This is a genomic window from Streptomyces sp. NPDC046465, assembly GCF_040646035.1.
In the GTDB taxonomy this organism is placed as follows: Bacteria; Actinomycetota; Actinomycetes; order Streptomycetales; family Streptomycetaceae; genus Streptomyces.
Window position 1 is genome coordinate 51248 of record NZ_JBEYZK010000020.1, and the last position, 16413, is coordinate 67660.

Annotated in this window: 9 protein-coding genes and 1 pseudogene; 5 read left to right on the forward strand and 5 right to left on the reverse strand. The window is 71.6% G+C overall.

Annotated elements, in window-relative coordinates; genetic code table 11:
- Nucleotides 1-76: 76 nt before the first annotated feature.
- The gene (locus ABZ953_RS28800; protein WP_361729512.1) at nucleotides 77-760 is read right to left on the reverse strand and encodes a hypothetical protein; all 684 of its coding nucleotides are present in this window, start codon (nucleotides 758-760) and stop codon (nucleotides 77-79) included.
- Between the two features lie 785 nt (nucleotides 761-1545).
- Between ABZ953_RS28800 and ABZ953_RS28805 the strand changes: the two genes are divergently transcribed.
- Nucleotides 1546-2076, forward strand: a complete 531-nt coding sequence (locus ABZ953_RS28805; RefSeq protein ID WP_361729515.1) for a VOC family protein — start codon at nucleotides 1546-1548, stop codon at nucleotides 2074-2076.
- A 447-nt stretch (nucleotides 2077-2523) separates the two neighbouring features.
- Here the strand turns inward: ABZ953_RS28805 and ABZ953_RS28810 are convergent, their stop codons facing one another.
- The 4 genes from ABZ953_RS28810 to ABZ953_RS28825 form a co-directional block, all read right to left on the reverse strand.
- Nucleotides 2524-4413, reverse strand: a complete 1890-nt coding sequence (locus tag ABZ953_RS28810; RefSeq protein ID WP_361729518.1) for a DNA/RNA non-specific endonuclease — start codon at nucleotides 4411-4413, stop codon at nucleotides 2524-2526.
- Nucleotides 4414-4790: 377 nt separating this feature from the next.
- A complete protein-coding gene (locus ABZ953_RS28815) occupies nucleotides 4791-6974 on the reverse strand; it encodes a trypsin-like serine protease (RefSeq protein WP_361729520.1) in 2184 nt (727 codons plus the stop codon).
- Nucleotides 6971-7471 (reverse strand): hypothetical protein, encoded by a 501-nt coding sequence (locus ABZ953_RS28820; RefSeq protein WP_361729523.1) that lies wholly within the window; start codon nucleotides 7469-7471, stop codon nucleotides 6971-6973. Before ABZ953_RS28820 ends, ABZ953_RS28815 begins: the two co-directional genes overlap by 4 nt.
- 234 nt (nucleotides 7472-7705) lie before the next feature.
- Complete coding sequence (locus ABZ953_RS28825) at nucleotides 7706-10990, reverse strand: ALF repeat-containing protein (protein WP_361729526.1); 3285 nt, start codon at nucleotides 10988-10990, stop codon at nucleotides 7706-7708.
- A 1029-nt stretch (nucleotides 10991-12019) separates the two neighbouring features.
- Between ABZ953_RS28825 and ABZ953_RS28830 the strand changes: the two genes are divergently transcribed.
- From ABZ953_RS28830 to ABZ953_RS28845, 4 genes and pseudogenes are all read left to right on the forward strand, one after another.
- Entirely contained in the window at nucleotides 12020-12697 is a 678-nt protein-coding gene (locus ABZ953_RS28830; protein ID WP_361729529.1) for an SAVMC3_10250 family protein, read from the forward strand.
- A complete protein-coding gene (locus ABZ953_RS28835) occupies nucleotides 12698-14701 on the forward strand; it encodes a HEAT repeat domain-containing protein (RefSeq protein WP_361729532.1) in 2004 nt (667 codons plus the stop codon).
- Between the two features lie 363 nt (nucleotides 14702-15064).
- Nucleotides 15065-15459 (forward strand): annotated as a pseudogene (locus tag ABZ953_RS28840) (helicase associated domain-containing protein); the annotation flags it as partial.
- Between the two features lie 67 nt (nucleotides 15460-15526).
- Nucleotides 15527-16243, forward strand: coding sequence for a hypothetical protein (locus ABZ953_RS28845; RefSeq protein ID WP_361729535.1), 717 nt, complete (start codon nucleotides 15527-15529; stop codon nucleotides 16241-16243).
- Nucleotides 16244-16413 lie beyond the last annotated feature (170 nt).

Sequence of the window (16413 nt, forward strand, 5' to 3'; positions counted from 1 at the left end):
TAACAGCACAGGGGAGGGGCGGCACACCAGCCAGGCGTGCCGCCCCTCCCCTCTTTTCTTTGTGTCCTGGTCGCGTCTACACGGGCTCCGGCAGTACCACCGCGGGCAGCTGTCCCTGTTCGACGTCGTCCCGGTCGATCCGGATGCCGAACAGGCAGCCGACGGCCCGATACACGGCCGGCGCCCAGTCCGACAGGCCCATCTCCGACCACGGACGGGCCGGAGGAGCGAGCCGGGCATGGACGGCACCGTAAGCAGCGAGCCTGTCGTCAAGAACGGACAGGCGGGCCGCGGTGTCTTCGGGAAGCGCGGAGTATCCGTCCAGGAAGGCCGTGCCGAAATCAGCCGACCATGCCATCCGGTCATCGGCCGGAGAGGAGTAGAGGATCGTGGCAGGCGCATCGTGGCGGTTGAGCGTCACGCACACCATCTCCTCTCCTTCACGGGACAGAACGTCATCGTTGTCGAACTGGGACAGGAACACAGTGGCCGCGTCCCCGTCCTCCAGGACAAAGGACCAGTCGCCACTGGTTCCCACCATGGCGAGCGACCCTTCGACGTCGTCCGGGATGGTGTAGTCCCGGTACGCGACCGGCGTACCGGTCGTGACAGCGCCCAGGCGGTCGAGCCACGCGGACGTGTCAATGCCGCGTATCGCGGTCAACGAGATCCCGTCACGCATACCTGGTGTGCCGCGAGACGGCGTGTCGGCGTAGGCGTGCTCGCCGATCCAGGAGAGGTCATGGTGATCGTTGTGCATCCCCCCACGGTATCCGTCGGTCCGGGTCAGAGAATCAGCTCACCGACAGGAAGGCCGCAGGCCACGCCTGGCAGGGCAGCGGCCACGGCCTGGCCTTCACCACCAAGAACGGCACGCCCGTCGAGCCGCGCAACCTGAACCGCTCCTTCGAGGTGCTGTGCGTCCGGGCCGGCGTGCTGAGGCCGACACAGGCCCCGCCCTGGGGGGCCTGTGCTCGGTGTTGGTGTGCTGGGTTGAGCGTCCGGGGCCGCTACCGACAGTCCCGGGCGCGTACGGCCGGTCGGACAGGCTTGTTCGCCCCCACCTTCACCGCGGGCATCGTGAAGTTCGGCGCGCCCCTGCCCGATGCCGAACCGGGGTCATCAGCGGCGGAGGCGCCCGCGGCCGACAGCAGCGACAGGGTCAGGGCGCCGGTGGCGAGAGCTGCCGCCGTGGCGAGGCCGGTTTCCTGTTTCGGGCACGCGAAACACGCGCACCTCTGGTGCGTTGCATCAAGGCTTTCCCCCACAGGAAGACACATCTCGCAGACCCCAGCGGTCACGAGGTGCGCACAAGTTGCCACACATTCCACACAGTTCGCGCAGCCGTGCCCCCGGACACCCGTACTGCACGGGGTGGAACTAACCGCGCTGACCCCAGGTCGACGACTTGGCGCTCCAGCGCGTGAACAATGGCTCATAGTGATTTAATATTCAACCTGTGTAGGAGGCATGCTGATTGGAGCAACCGGATACCACCCCGGTCTTCGGTTCAACACCCCAGCCGATCAACGGAGATGACCCCACATGAGCCAGGCCCTGCCGCTCCGCCTTCACCACCACGCTTGGATCACCGACGACCAGGAGGCCAACCGGCACTTCTACGAGGACGTCATCGGCCTGCCCCTGGTGGCCACCTGGACCGAACGCGAGGTGCTCTCCGGGGCCGAACGCGCCTACAGCCACGCCCTCTACGGCATGGCCGACGGCAGCGCGCTCGCCTTCTTCCAGTTCGCCGACCCCAAGGACCAGGAGGAGTTCAAGACGGACCTCAATGTCACCCCCCTGCGTCACATCGCCTTCAAGGTCGAGACGGAGACCCAGGAAGCCATACTCAAGCGCGTCGACGCGGCCGGCTACGCCGATGCGAACGCCCACGTACTCGACCACGGCTTCTGTGTCTCGCTGTACGTCACCGACCCCAACGGGCTCATCCTGGAATTCGCTGTCGACCACCCCGACGTGGAGAAGATCGACGCCGAGCGACGCGCCACAGCACACGCCGACCTCGCTCGCTGGGTCGCCGGCGACCACACCAGCAACAACCACTGGCGCTGACCCCTGCCACCGGACAGACCAGGACCTGGAGCAGATCACCGGCAGCAGGGCCACCGACGCCTTCGGCCCACGGGCGGTCGGCATTGATCCGCTGTTCGGCCGCCCGTTCCCCGGGTGTGGCCGCGGGCGCCTGGGGGGCGTGGTGCTGTCGGGCTGCCGCTGCTCTCTGGTTGCGGCGCAGCAGCCGTACGCAGTCCGGGCAACAGGGCCGCGTTGGCCCCGTCTCGTACGTGCGGCCCTTCACAGGGGGACCACGGCTCGTCGGCGGGCCACAGGAGCGGCCCGCCGACCGAGCTGTCGTGCACGGATGGAGACCCGGGGCGGGGCGGCAGCCGGGGCGCCGCGCGTGCCAGTGAGGCCAGTTCAGGCAAGAGCGCGGTGACGTCGAACGGCCGCAGCGGGGCGGTGCGACTCACGCTGGCTCACGAAGGCATGCACTGACCGAGATCAGTTTCCGAGGTTGAGCAGCCCGGTGGTGCCCTGGGTATTGGTGATGTAGACGTCGGGGAACAGCACCTCGGTTGTTCCGTCCGCCCGTTCTATCGTGGCGCTCATCGTGACTCCCACCGGAATCGTGCTGGTGGCGTCCCGGTAGACGGGCGTCACCTGGTAGAAGATCGCGTCATTCTTGCCGAAGCTGTCGTCTGGCACCTTCTTCTGAGCCTTGGCCTCGTAGGTCCGCATGCTGGGCGTGCCTGTGTTCATCCCGACCTGCCAGCAAGGGACGAGGTTCTTCTGACCGCCGTCCTTGATCCTGCCCTTTCCGCCGAGGATGTTCGCGACCAGGTGACACCGGGCCTGGCCGGGTGCAGGCGGGTGCGCTTGGGCGAACAGCTGCGCGTCCTGCCAGCCTGTGATGTCGCCCGTGGCCTCGCTGCCCTTGCCGAGTGTCTTACCCAGGCATGCCTGTGCCAGGGTCGGCCGTTTGCCTGCTGGGCCGAGGGGGGTGGTGGTCTTGTTGACGTGGTCGACCGGTTCGGTGGTGTTCCTGATCCACCCGTCGCCGGAGGGAAGCGCATCGTCCGGCGTGGTGCCCAGGCAGCGGCCCTGCGGGCCGGCGGACGGGGTCGTGAACCGCACCTCGAACTGATCGGCGTCGATCACCCGCTGGTCCCTGAAACCATTGGCGAGCTGTGTGTCGGCGAACTGCTGCTCGGCGGGCGTGACATGGGCCTGAACGCAAGGTGAGGCAGGGTCCAGGACATGTCCGTCGTTCAGGACGTAGGTGTCCCATGCCCCGTTGCCAAGATTAGGGATCACCTCTGCACACTGGTCGCCAGGGGCACCGCCCTCCTTCGCCTCACCGAAGGGGAAGTCGCCGCAGGAGTCGGCGTCGACGAGCTCCGTCTGGTCCGTGAAGTCGCTGCACGTGCGGGCGGTGCGATCGGCCACGCCGCTGGTCGACCGGATCAGTGGGCTGCCCGGCTTGCCCCAGGCGCCGTTGAGGTTCTTCTGGGCCCAGGCGTAGGCGGCGACGGCGCCGCCCGGGTCCGCTGCCCTTGCGCTGAGCGGCACGACGGCCCTGACCGAGGGAATGGCACAGCCTGCCGACGACGTGCCCCCTACCGCGTCGTCGCAACGGATCTTGCGGGGGTTGTCCCACGAGGCGTTCGGATCGACAGGCGTGGCACCCGAGCTGGTCACGTACATCTTGTACGAGGTGGTGAACTGCACGTGGGTGTTCGGGGCGGGGTTCGAGGAGTAGGTGACGGTGCCGTTGAGGGACTGGCCCGGGGTCACGTCGCCGCCGTACCAGGGTGCGGTCTTCGTCGCCGTGCAGCCGGTCGTACAGGAGGCGCGGAACTTGGCGTTGAGAGCGGTGACAGCGCCGCTCGCGCTGCTCATCGTCGCGGTGATCTGCTCGCTCCAGGCCGTCCCCGCCGCAGGAAGGGGCGCCGTGGTGGAGACGGTCAGGGTGCCGCGTCCGAGCTCTTTACCGGTGCTGTCACGCAGGGTGTAGAGAACGTTCACCCCGCTGAGGCAGTACGCGAAGCGTTCGTAGCTGTAGGTGCCGGGGTCGGCGACTGCGCAGCTTCCGGCGTTCGCGGCCGAGGCGGGGTTCCGCTCTGGTGTCCCTGTGCGCCTGGCCGGGGCAGGGCTCATCCGCACACATGCCGCGGCGGCGCCCGCCCGGCGTTCCTTGGAGCCTGGCCGCGTGGGCTCGCAGCGCTCCGCGAAGTCCGCCGGGAGGCTACTGGCTTCGGTGCGGGGTGCGGCGGCCGGCGGCTCCGTCGCGCGGAGCCGGCCCTCACGTCCCTGCTCTCCCGTCGGCTTCTGCTGTGCCCAGCTGGTGCCGGACGCGGTGAGTCCTAACGTCACCGCGGTCAGCAGGGTCACGATGGCTGAGCAGGTGCGTATTCGTGCGGATCGCGCGGGTCTTGTGGCACGCATGGTTGTCCTACCTCTCGTTGGCACGGTGCTGAGTTGGCTCGCTGCGGCGGAGAGGACCCATGAGGACCCATGAGGGGGCGCAGGGGTCTGCGCGTGTTTGCCAGGGCGAGCCCCTCGGAACGCGGTCGATCGAGCGCTACGGCGGGGCCGGCGTCACACCACGAGGGGTGAGGCACGGCGCTGCCGCGCGGGCGCCGACCGTCAGGGGGTCAGCGCCCGCGCACGGCCCGGATCGGACCGGACCGGACTGGACCGGACTGGACCGGGCCGGTCAAGTCGGCTCTGGGGCAGTCCGGTTCGCCCTCCGCGGATCGTGCTGCCCCTCAGCGGATCGTGCTGCCGAAGGCTTTGCCGCCTGCCGGGATTCCGTTGCTGCCGGGCTGATGGGTGGCCACCGGCAGATCGGGTCCGTTCGAGGAGTGCGAGGTGGAGTTCTGCCATGGCACTGCGTGGACGGCGCCCGGGCCGGTGGGCATGCCGACGTAGACGTGAGTGGGGCTGACGCCGATGGCCTGGCCCACTCGCTGGCCGGCTCCGGGAGTACCAGGGATGAGGTTCGTACCCGGGAGCAGGACGTCGTTGTGGAGCCCGGGGTCGCCGTACAGCGTGACGACGTGTACGGCACCCGCGCCCGCCGCACTCCCCTGGGACTCGCCGGGCGCTCCGGCCACGAGTTGGAGGGATTCCCAGGTCGGCGCGGTGAGCGGGGAGAGGTTGATGGCCTGGAGGGTCTCGCCGAAGCGATCGCCCGCCTCGATGCGGTCGGCGATGCCCGCCGAGTCCTGGGTGAACACCCGTCGTTCGCTCCAGGCGCCGGTGGCCGGGATGTTGAAAGTCGCCACCCCTCCGGCGTTGTTGGCCACGGCGCCGTTGTCGGCGGTGAGGGATTCGCCGGGAACACCGGCGGCGAGTACGGACTGGCCGCCGGGGCCGTTCTCCACCAGGGCCACGGCGGCTCCGAACGCGTCACCGGCCTCGGATCCGCCGGAGACGGCGTCGAGGTTCTGGTTGATGTTGGCACGCTCAACCGGTCGGGCACCGGCCTGGGCGGGGTGCGCGAAGACCCAGGCCGCGCCGCCGTCCGCGACGGCGTCGATGTCCTCACCGGGGGCGCCGATCGCGATGTGGTCGGCGTCCCCGGCCACCGAAGCGCCCACCTTGTCGCCCGTCTCGGGGCCGCCCGACATGCCGGCCCCCTGCGCGATCGACACGCAGGTGGCGCCCCGAAGGTAGAACACGGTCCCGGCGTTCGCCTGGCCGCCCACCGTGTCTCCGGCCGATCCGATGACGAGGTAGGGGGAGCCGTCGCGGGTGTGCCCCGCGGCCAGGGAGGAGCCCAGCAGGTCACCCTTCTGCTTGACCGCGGCCCTCATCACGCCGTCGCCCTGGACGTAGGTGTCGCTGACGCGGCCCTTGCCCAGACCCGCGGCGGGGCCGTAGACGACGGCGACCGTGCCGACATCGGTGACGGTGGCGGTGGCGTCCTCATACGGGGCCCCCACCGCCAAGTCGGTGAAGCCGTCCTTGTTGTAGTCCACGGTGGCCAGCGCGTGGCCGAACCGGTCGCCGGGCTCGGCGCCCGCGGGGATGTAGGAGGCGCTCTGGTCGACCTGGGCGGTGCCCCGCCCGCCGCCGTAGACGACGTGCACGGCGCCCGCCTCGGCGTACCCGGCGACCGTGGCCTTGGGGTCACCGATGGCGGTGTCCTCGAAGCCGTCGCCGTTGAAGTCCGCCACCGGCACCGGGCGCTGGGCGGCGTCGACGGCGCCGTTGACCCAGTCGGTGAGGCCGTCGGTATGGGCGCCGACGGCCGCGGTGGAGGTCTGGGCGGCGTCGCTGCCGAAGCAGCCGCCCTGGTCGGAGCCGGTGGCCAGGGCCACGATCTGGGCCGCGCCCTGCACCGGGCGGAACAGCGGGGCTCCCGCGTCGCCGGCGCACACCGCGCTGCCGTCGCCGTTCAGCTCCACGTCCGGGCCGTCGGTGCCGGTGACGGTGAAGGTGCCGTGGTGGGCCTTGTCCGGGGCCCATTCGTCCGTGGTGCGGCCGTAGCCGGTCAGGGTCAGCTTCTCGTCGGCGGCCGCGGGTTCGGTGGCCAGGGTGGCGGGCTGTATGTCGCTCACCGGTGCGGAGAGCCGGGCCAGGACCACGTCCCGGTCTTCGCGCGGGAGCAGTTGTACGACGGTGCGCTCGGCTCCGAGGGTGGTGGTCAGGTCGGTGCGGCCGATGACGGCCTTGGTGGGCCGGCGCGGCGCCCCGGCCGGGACGCCGGTCGGCGCGGCGGGGTCGTCGGCGAAGCAGGACGCCGCGGTGAGCAGCCACTGCGGGTGGACGAGGGCGGCGGTGCAGGCCCTGGCGCCGTTGCCGATGTCGAGACGGGCGGTGAAGCCGCGGGTGGCGTCGGTCTCGGCGGGGCCGGTGACGGCCTGCGCCGTCACCATGGGCGACAGCAGGACGGCGGCGGCCAGCAGTGCCGCGCCGGTGCGCGAGGTCGTACGTGCCGTGTTCATCTGTTGGTCCGGATCTCGAGGAGGGCGAACTCGCGCGACTGCGGGTCGGCGGACTCGCCCACCGGGGTCCAGCTGTCCTTCGGGACGTCGATCTCCTGCCGGGTGTCGTCCGCGGCGGTGAGAACCACGTCGGCCTCGTGGGTGAGGGCGCCCTTGACGGCGTACACCTGGGGGACCTCCACGGCGAGGTAGCCGGTGGTGCCGGTGGTGCGGAAGCAGATCTGTCCCTTGCCGCGTGCCCAGACGGACAGTAGGCCGGTGCCGGAGGCGCAGTCGGCCAGGACGACGTGTCCGTCGCCGCGCTTGAGGAGGATGCCCTTCTCCTGCTGGATCTTGTCGGCTCCCGGGTAGGTGAAGGTCTCGACGACATGACCGGGCCGGGTGTCCGCCACCGCGGCGGCGGACGATTCGTCGGTGTGGGATGTGACGGCGAGCAGGGCCGCTGCGCAGGCGGCAGCGGCCGCGCCGGTGGCGACGATCCGCCGGAGCAACTTCATGGGAATCGGTGTCCTTCGCAGGTGTGGGCGCGCGACGACGTGGCGAGGTGGCACGCGGATTGATGGGGTGCACGGCCGGTGGGGCACGGTCGCCGCGGGGCCGACGCCGGGGCGGCCGGTGGGGCGCGGTGGCCGCGAGGCCGACGCCTGGCCGTGCGGGGCGGCCGGTGGAGCGCGGTGGCCGGGGCCGGCGCGCGGGAGGACTCGACAGCCCGGCTCACGCCGGGCGGGTGATCAGGCCGCCAGCACCCAATCCTTCTTGAAGAGCTTGCCGACCTTGCTGATGCCGCGGGTGGCGGTGGAGGCGGCGAACCAGCCCGCGGCCCGGGCGAACCTGCCGCTGGTGAAACCGTTCTCCATGCCGATGAGGCCCACGCGGGCGCCGCCGGAGATCATGCCCACCCCGCTGCCGACACCGGCCACGACCCCGGCGACGGGAGCGGAGGGAGGGAAGGCGACCGCGGTCCCCATGGCCCCCACGGTGACCACGGCGGCGCCGGTCTCGACCCAGCCGAGCCCCTTGATCCAGGCGTCGCGGTCCTCCCACCAGTGCTCCTTGTCCGGCACCCGGTCGTTGTCGGGGGAATCCGCGGGGTTGACCCCTTTCTGCCGGTCCTGCCTGGCCTTCTCCTGCGCTGCCAGCGCCTGCCTGCGCTGCTCGTCCGCACGGGCCTGGAGGCCGATGCGGTGCGCGTCCCGTGCCGCCTGGTCGGCTTCCTTGGCGCTCTTGCCCGCGTCGATCTCCGCCTGCCGGGCCCGCGCGGCGGAGGCGCGGGCCTGGCTGGCGGAGTTCTCGGCGTTCTCGGCGGCCGCCAGGGCGCGGTTGGCGGCGTAGTTGGCATTGCGCGCGGCGGCCCGGGCCGCCGTGGCGGCCGACTTGGCCTTCTCCGCCGACGCCTTGGCGTCGGCCGCGGCCCGGTCCGCGATATCCGCGTTGTTACGGGCCTCCACCGCGGAGTTGGCGGCGCTCTTGGCGGCGGCCTGTGCGGCGGCGGCCCACCGGGCCGCTTCCTCGGCGGCCCTGCGTGCCTCGGCCGCGACCTTGGACGCCAGCGCCGCGTCCTGCTGGGCTTCGTGCGCGATCCGTGCGGCGGCGGCGATCAGGCCCTTTATGGCGGAGACATGGGCGTGGGTGTCCAGGTCGAGCTGGACCGCGAGGTGGCGTACCTTCTCCAGGAACTGCCGCCGCATCCAGGCGGGCCCTTCCAGCGCGATCTCTGCCAGCGCCCGCATGTACCGGTCGGCTTCGTGCAGCAGAGCGGTGATCGCGGCCCGGTCGTCCTCCTCCATCGCCGCGGGCAGCTTCTCGGTGAGGAATTCGTGCAGCGCTTCCGGGGTGCCCTTCTCCAGCGCCTCCTCGGCCGCCTTCTTCACCGCCGGGCCCGGGTGCTCGCCGATGATTTTGAAGATGGCCCGGCGGTTGTCCTCCTCCGACGCCTTGATCCGCCCGGAGGTGTTGAAGTCGCCTACGGCCGTACTGGTGTTGCTGGCCAGCGCCTGTACGGCAGCCTCAGCGACGGCAGGGCCGCTGACCTGCGCGATGTACAGGGCGGTCTCGCGGTCATCCTGTTGCTGCGCGAGCACGCGGTCGAGATCCACCCAGGCGAGCACGTCGTCGTCGTTGCCGGCGAGGGCGTACTGGGCGGCCTCCCGAGTCCACGTCCCGCTCGCCCGCAGCAGTCCGACGGCGGCCTTGCGGCCCAGCCCCGCGGCCAGCGGCAGGTCGTCGGCGCTCAGCGCCTGTTCAGCCTGCGCGAGAAGGTCCAGGATGTCCTGGTTGATCTGCTGGACCTGGTTGAGTCTGCCCGCGTGGGCGGTCAGTGCCTCCTTCTCTGCGCGGGCGAGCTCCTGGGCCCGCTCAATCCCCTGCTGGCGCTCCATGTCCAGCTGTGCGTCCTCGGCTTCGCGGGCCTTCGCCTCGACCGCGACGGCGTCCTGCACCGCCTGGGTGGCGGTGTTCGCCGCCTTGACCGCCTCGGCCGCGCGGGCGGTGGACTTGTTCGCGAAATCCCGCGCCTGACCGGCGTACTTCACCGCCTCCTCGGCGGCCGCCGCGGCCTTCTCCGCGTGTCCCGCCGCCGAGTTGGCCGCGGCCCGCGCGCTCTGCGCCGCGCGGGCCGCGGCATCGGAGTGGGCGTCGGCGGCTGCTGCTGCCGCGGTTGCCTGCCGGGCCGCCTCCGCGGCGACGGCGGCCTGCCGGCGGGCCTCCTCGGCCTGGGCCCGCGCCTCTCCGGCCGCGGCGCCGGCCTCGTTGGCGGCGGCGTCCGAGGCAGCGGCGGCGGTTGAGGCGCCCCTGGCGGCCGCCGCGGCCCGGCCACCGGCGGCCTTGGCCCGAGCGACCTCGGCCAGGATGCGGTCGAGACCCGCCACCATCTCACGGGCCTTGGCCGCGGCGTTCCGTGCGGCCACGGCCGCGTTCTTGGCCACCCCCGCCATGTCGGCGTTCTTCGAGGCGTCGATCGCGGCCTTGTAGGCGCGGGAGGCCGCGGCCGCCGCCTTGGCGGCCGCGTTCTGCGCGGCGGTGGCGGCCTGCGAGGCGAGCCGCGAGGCGCGGGTCGCCACCTGGGAGGCCTGGATCGCGGTACGCGCGCAGTCCGCCGCGCTCCGGGCGGAAGCGATGGCCCGCCGGGCGGCCGCCGCCGACTTGCGCACGTCCTGCTGCGCCGCCCGGGCCTCGGCCAGGGCCTTCTGCGCGGCCTCCTTGGCCTTGTCCGAGGCCGCGACGGCCTGCTCGGAGGCCTCGACGGCCAGATCGGTCTGCGTCTGAGCCCGGTGGCCCGCTCGCACCACGACCGCGACCAGCTCTTCGATTCTGGTCGCTTCCTGGTCACGGGCCTGCGCGATGTGCTGCCCGACTTCGAGGAACCATTCCACGTCCTCGTCGCTGCCGCTGAGGGCGCGCGAGGCGTACTTCTGCGCCTCGGGCCCCGCGGTGGTGAGGCTGCGCGAGACCGTCACCCGCGAGTCCTCGGCCCGGGCCGTGTACTGCCCCTCGACCAGGAACGTGTGCAGGACCTCAGGGGTGCCGTCGTCGAGCGCCGCGGTCGCGGCCCGGGTCAGCGCCTGGCCCCCCTCGCTCATGACCGTGGTGGCGGCCACCCGGTAGTCCTCCAGGACGGCCGGTTTGAAGCCGCTCGTCACGAAGGCCGCGATCGCGCTGTCGCCCTGGTTGAGCGCCGCCACGGCTTCCCGCTGCAGCCCCCTGCCCGCCCCGGCCAGGAAGGTCATGACCGCGACCCGGTTGTCTTCCGCCTCCACCCTGGGAAGGGTCTCCGACAAGAACAGAGCGATGTCGGAGTCGGTGCCGGCTAACGCGTAGCCGGCGGCCGCCTTGGTGGCCTTCCCGCCGGACATCCAAGCCTGTACCACGCGTGCCCGCTGGGTGGCGGGCAGGCCGGAGCGCGTCGCGACCGTGCGGGAGGCGGCGGCCCGGGCAGGAACCGTCGGCAGGGCCGCAGCGGCGACTCCCCCGACCAACGCGGCCACAACCCGGCGCCGGCTCCAGAATGTCGCTTCCATACATCCCCCGTTGCTTCAGGCAGTACGGCATGCCGTACGACGGCTGTGCGGGCATTCCGCACATGAGCCAGAAACTAGGTGCCGGGCTGGGGAACCGACATACCGCCGAAGTTGTAACTTCCTCTCAACCCAACGCGGTACAACCAAGTTCTCAGCAACCACAGACGTATACGACCGAAGCCAGGTAGGCGTGCCGGGCGGCGGTGTCGTCCGGCGGTGTCGTCCGGCGGGAGGTCAGCCCCGGCGGTGCAGGGCAGACGCAGATACGCGCACAGCACGTCGAGCAGCTGGGCCGGCCACGGGTCAGCCGGGCCACCGTGCGCCGCATGCGCGCCCGTTACCACGCGGGCGGCGTCATGGGCTTGGTCCGGCAGCGCAAGCCGTCGAGCGCGACCGGGCGCGCGGATGAACGGGTGGTGGCCGCGGTACTGGAGGCGCTGCACCGCCGGCGCGGCCGCTCGACGGGCACTCTGAAGGGGCTGCGGGAGGTGACAGGGGATCCTGGCCGACGCCCACGGGCCGGGCCCGGTGGCGCTGCCGGCGCCATCGACGGTCAACCGGCTGACCCAGCAGCGCTCGGTGTCGTGACTCCCCCAGCGCCGGCCTGCTCGCGTACACCTCGACCGCAGCGGAGCTGAGCACTCGATGTTCCACGGAAGCGTCGGCAGGAACAGTCACGGTGGCGAGGGCTACCGGCCTCGCCCGCCGGCCTCCCCGGCCACGCAGCCGAGCGTCGCTTCTGCCCCACCACGGGCCAAGCCCGCGTTTCCCACCCGCGCCGGACGACGCGTCACTCGCGGCCCGGGAGTATGGGATGCTCCGCTCGGAGTTCCTCAACACCACTTGTTGCAGGCCATGTTGGACGAATCCGGGGAGAGCGATGAGCTGCGGCACCGCGATTGCGTGGTTCAAGTCGAGCTATGGCGGCAGTGCGGGCGGCCTCTGCGGGGCACACCTCGCCCGCACCACTCGGGGCATCTGCCTTCCCCCTGCCGCTGCCTCCCACCGCCCCGGCGCCTGACCACGCCCATGCGCTACTACTTCTACGTCTCTACCGCCAAGGTCGACATGTTGTACGGCCAGATCCCTCAGAAGCTCCTGCGGCGGCTCGCCGTGGAGGCCAAGCTCGACCTGAAGGTCGTCAGCCTGGCCCTGCAGTCGACACGCTCCGAGACGACCGCGTACGACCAGCTCGACCTCGTGGAGGCATATCTGGACCGGGAGTACGACGTCAGCTGGGTGACGGAGCCGGCGGCCTGGTTCCGAGGGGAAGCGGCGCTGCGCGTTGCGGGGTACGGGGACCCGGACGGACCCACACTGATGACGGGGTACGACGGCGACACAGTCGTCGCCCTCATCGGCTCAGCCCGTCACCTGATCGGCCATCAGGCGTCCCCCGAGATGAAGCAGGTCGGCTTCTCCGGCCTGCCGGGGCTCTTCCGGCTGCTCCAGGACGCCCCTCCCGAGTGGGACAGGCAGTTCGACGTACGGTTCCGGGGCCGCATGCCGAGCCGGACAAGCATCACGGAGAACGTGCTGCACTGCGCCGAGTCATTGACCGTTCCGCCCATGTGCTGCGAGTTCCTGGCGCGGCAGTTGCTGCGGGACACCGTGACGCGTGCGGATGGACGGGAGGTGACGGTCGTCGTCGGGACTCCGCTGTTCGTGGCGATGTCGGACCGGGCGGCCGAGGGTGAGGGGGCCTGAGTGGAGGGGGCCGCATCGATCGCGGAGCTGATGGGCCTTCGGATGGCCGGCGACGTGGCGGGGCTGTGTGCGGCCACCCGGTCCCCGAACCCGGATGTCGCCGTGTATGCCACCGCGATGCTGGGCAGCGGCACATCCACGCCGGAAGTCGTGGCGGCGCTCGGCTTCTGCATCAGCGGTCAGGACCGGCCGCACATCGGATTGCGCTGGCATGCCGTCAGGTCGCTGGGGAGGCTGCGCGCACCCCATGCCGTTCCCGTCCTGCTGCGTGTTCTCACCGAGCCGGATGATCCTCGCGAGCAGTTGGAGAAGCCTGCGGTGGAGGCCCTGGTCGCCATCGGTGGACCGGACGTGGTGCGCGGGCTCGTCGCTCTGTGCGGGCAGGTGGCGACCAGCCGCGGACACTGGACGGTGCGGGTGCTGGACGCGCTGGCTGAACTGCGGGCGCCGCAGGCCGTGACTCCACTCCTCGCCGCGCTGTGGGAGTACCTGCCGGACCGTGCGGAACGCGTGGTCCGCACGCTCGGCGCGATCGGGGATTTGCGGGCGGCCTCCGCACTCCTGGTCCTGGCGCACTCCTCCGGCTCGCACACACACCTGCGCCGGGCGGCGCTCACGGCACTGCACGCGCTGCCTGCCGCCGCATGGCCGCCCACGCACACGGTGCCGCCCGTCGAACAGCTCCTGCAGGCACCGCAGCGCGACCCGGACCCCGAGACGGCACACCTGGCAACCGCCCTGCTCGCCAGGACCGGGAAAGGGCGGGACCACCTGTGGTCCGTGCTCCACCAAGCGGCGCAGTCCGCTGACCCCGAGTGCCCGCCCCACGCCGTGGCCGCCGTCTGCACCCACCTCGCGGCGGAGCCCGAACTCTTCGCGGGAGCCGACCGGGACGGGCACATCGCCACGCTCCGGCACCATCTGCGCGAGTCGGCGGCACCGCCGGTACGCCGGGCCGCGGCCGGCGCACTGGCCGCCTATGCGGGCATGGAGGCGACCGGGCCACTCCTCGCCGCGCTGGGCGACGGGCACATCAGCGACGCGGTCGCCGACCTCCTCGCCTCTGTGCCCGTCGCGCCGCCCGATCTGGTGGGGCTGCTGACGCAGCCGGACGGTTCCGCGGCCCAACGAGGTGGCGCCGCACGTGCATTGGGGATCATCGGGTGCCCTGAGGCCGCCCCGGCCCTCCTGTCTGTCCTGGCGCCGGACTCGACACCGGTCACCGTGCGCGCAGCCGCCGCCGACGCGCTCGGCGCCCTGCGGCACGCACAGGCCGCCGGAGTACTCGCGTCCCTGGCATCCGACGAGGAGGCGCCCGGCACCTTGCGCGCTCATGCGGTGCGGGCCCTCGGCGCGATCGGCGTCCCCGACACCCTCGCGGTGGTACTGGCTTGCGCGCGCTCGCCCCACGAGGCGGTGCGGGCACGCGCGGTGGTGGCCTTGGGCGAGTTCCCGGCAACGGAGTCGGCCCGGGCGCTCGCGGAGTTCGTCACTCCTCGTGCCGAGCCCTTTCTCGCGCGTGCCGCCGTGCAGGCCCTGTGCCGGATCGGCGCCCCGGCACTGCCCGCCCTCGTCGCGCTCGCCGGCGGCCCTGTGGACGACTTGGGCGACGATCTGGGCGCTCAGCTCGTCGCGGCACTCGCCGCTCGCCCCGAGGCCGAGGCGACCGCCGCCCTGAGTCGACTCGCCGCGGCACCACGGGGCAGGTTTGCCGCACCCCTGGAAGGGCCACTGGCCACCGACCGTCCCGCGCAGGAGGCCGCGTCCCTCGCGCTCGTCGAGCGGGGCACGGCCCAGTGCCTCACACCGCTGACGGCGCTCCTCGCCCCCGGTTCATGGTCCGGCGCCCACGAGCCCGCCGCTGACGCACTCCTGAAGATCGGCACCGACGAGGCGTACGAACACGTGCTGGCCTTCTGCCGCAGGGCAACGCACTTCTACGACTGGCACGTCCACGCCCTCGACGTCATCGCCCAAGCACGCGGGGTCCGGCTCGGGCCGTAGGCCATTTCTCCCGGATCACCTGTCCGACCAGATGAGGATGCCTACGACGCGTACCGCTGCGACGTGCGGAGCGCAGCGCCCCAGAGGTCTGCGCGTGTCTGGACGCAGTGCGGCGGAGCCCCGTTATGAGGTCGAGGGCTCCGCCGCGCTGGGTGATGGATGGAGTGGCGCAGCGAGTTCTTGCCGGGCCGGTTCCGCTGATCAACGCCTCGACGGCGGCGACGTACCAGGGCAGGTCGAGGATCAGGCAGGGCAGGGCACGGGAGGTCTGCTGTTGCTGAGGCCTGCCAGCACTTCTTCTTGCTCACCTCGGTCAGTTTCCCGTTGCTGGGAAGGATTTTGGACGGGTAGCAGCCCTTCGCGTCCAAGGCGGGCGGCATCGTGCGCCAGGGCGAGGACCCCGGGCGGTGGGTGCGGTCCGTGCGGCTCGGCTGGGACCAGCTCACGACCGTGCAGCAGTGGATGTGCGAGCAGGCCCTCGGCATCGAGCCCGCGCCCGCGCCCGACAACGAAAAGCCGCCGTCACCCGTACACAGGCCGCCGAGTGGCCGATGAACTACGCGGCTGCCAAGCAGTCCTACGAGCGCGAGCGGCACCTTCAGGTTCCGAAAAAGCCCGTCGAGCGGATCGTCGGCGAGGACCAGGAGGAGCGGGAGCACAAGCTGGGGGCCTGGATCGGGAACCAGCGCAGCCGGGCGGCGACGCTGACGCCGGAGCGGACGGAGCTGCTGTCGGCGATCGGGTTGCGGTGGTCCTGATGGTGAGCATCGTCGTCACCGCGGCCGCCGCGCTCGCGGCCGGCCCACCCTCCTTGCCCGACGGGCCTTGGAGGTCACGCAGGAGGCCGAGAAGGCGCGCGACCGGCACGATCGCGATGCCTGGCGGCCGCAGCACCAGCGCGCCCTGGAGGCCGAGACGCTCGTCGGCGGGTTGAACGGGGAACTCGCCCAGCTCAAATGGCGGCTCAAGGAGGTCGAGAACATCCTGCACCTCACGGCCGAGAAGGAAGTGCTGGGCATACAGCGCGCCGAGGCCCGGGATGCGCTCGCTGCGGCCCAGCAGGAGCGCGAAACCCGCCGCAAGGAACGCATCCAGCTGTGGTCACAGCACTTCCTGGCACGGGTGCAGACCGTCTTGCCCGGTGTGGAGCGAGCCCGCATCGACTCGGACACCTACACCACGGTGATCGGGCACACAGTACTCGAGGACTCCAGCGTGGCCGGTGGCGAACGCATCCTGCGCAACGTCTGCGCGCTCCTGACTCTCCGCGACGTCGCCCGCGAGGTGCCCGCCGCCCCGATCCCGTCGCTGCTCGTCGTCGACTTCCCCGTCTACGGAAGCGACACCAACGAAACCGACCGGCACACCGGCACCGGGATCCTGGAACAGCTCGTCGACGCAGCCCACGACGGACACGGCCAGGTCCTCATCGCCACACGGGCCCTGCCCGCATCCACACATGACGAGGTGCGGCGCCTCGCCCTGTCCCCCACGCATCACTTCTTCGACCACGCCCCCCGCAGCAGCAACCAGGACGGATAGAGCAAGTCATGCAGGTGGGCCATGCGGACCCGCGAGGAGGCCCTGCGAGACGCCGACGAGCGCCCGCATCGTTCCCTCGCTTGTGCAGGTCCGGCAGTGACCGTCTGTGCCCCGGCGTCGGCGGCGGGTGGGCACGCGTGTCGCTCTGCGGTTGCGGGATATACGGGCCG

What these genes read in the sequence shown, in the direction of transcription:
- ABZ953_RS28800 (WP_361729512.1), bottom strand. Translation starts at nt 760, where the DNA reads ATGCACAACGATCACCATGACCTCTCCTGGATCGGCGAGCACGCCTAC.
- ABZ953_RS28805 (WP_361729515.1), top strand. Translation starts at nt 1,546, where the DNA reads ATGAGCCAGGCCCTGCCGCTCCGCCTTCACCACCACGCTTGGATCACC.
- ABZ953_RS28815 (WP_361729520.1), bottom strand. Translation starts at nt 6,974, where the DNA reads ATGAACACGGCACGTACGACCTCGCGCACCGGCGCGGCACTGCTGGCC.
- ABZ953_RS28820 (WP_361729523.1), bottom strand. Translation starts at nt 7,471, where the DNA reads ATGAAGTTGCTCCGGCGGATCGTCGCCACCGGCGCGGCCGCTGCCGCC.
- ABZ953_RS28825 (WP_361729526.1), bottom strand. Translation starts at nt 10,990, where the DNA reads ATGGAAGCGACATTCTGGAGCCGGCGCCGGGTTGTGGCCGCGTTGGTC.
- ABZ953_RS28830 (WP_361729529.1), top strand. Translation starts at nt 12,020, where the DNA reads ATGCGCTACTACTTCTACGTCTCTACCGCCAAGGTCGACATGTTGTAC.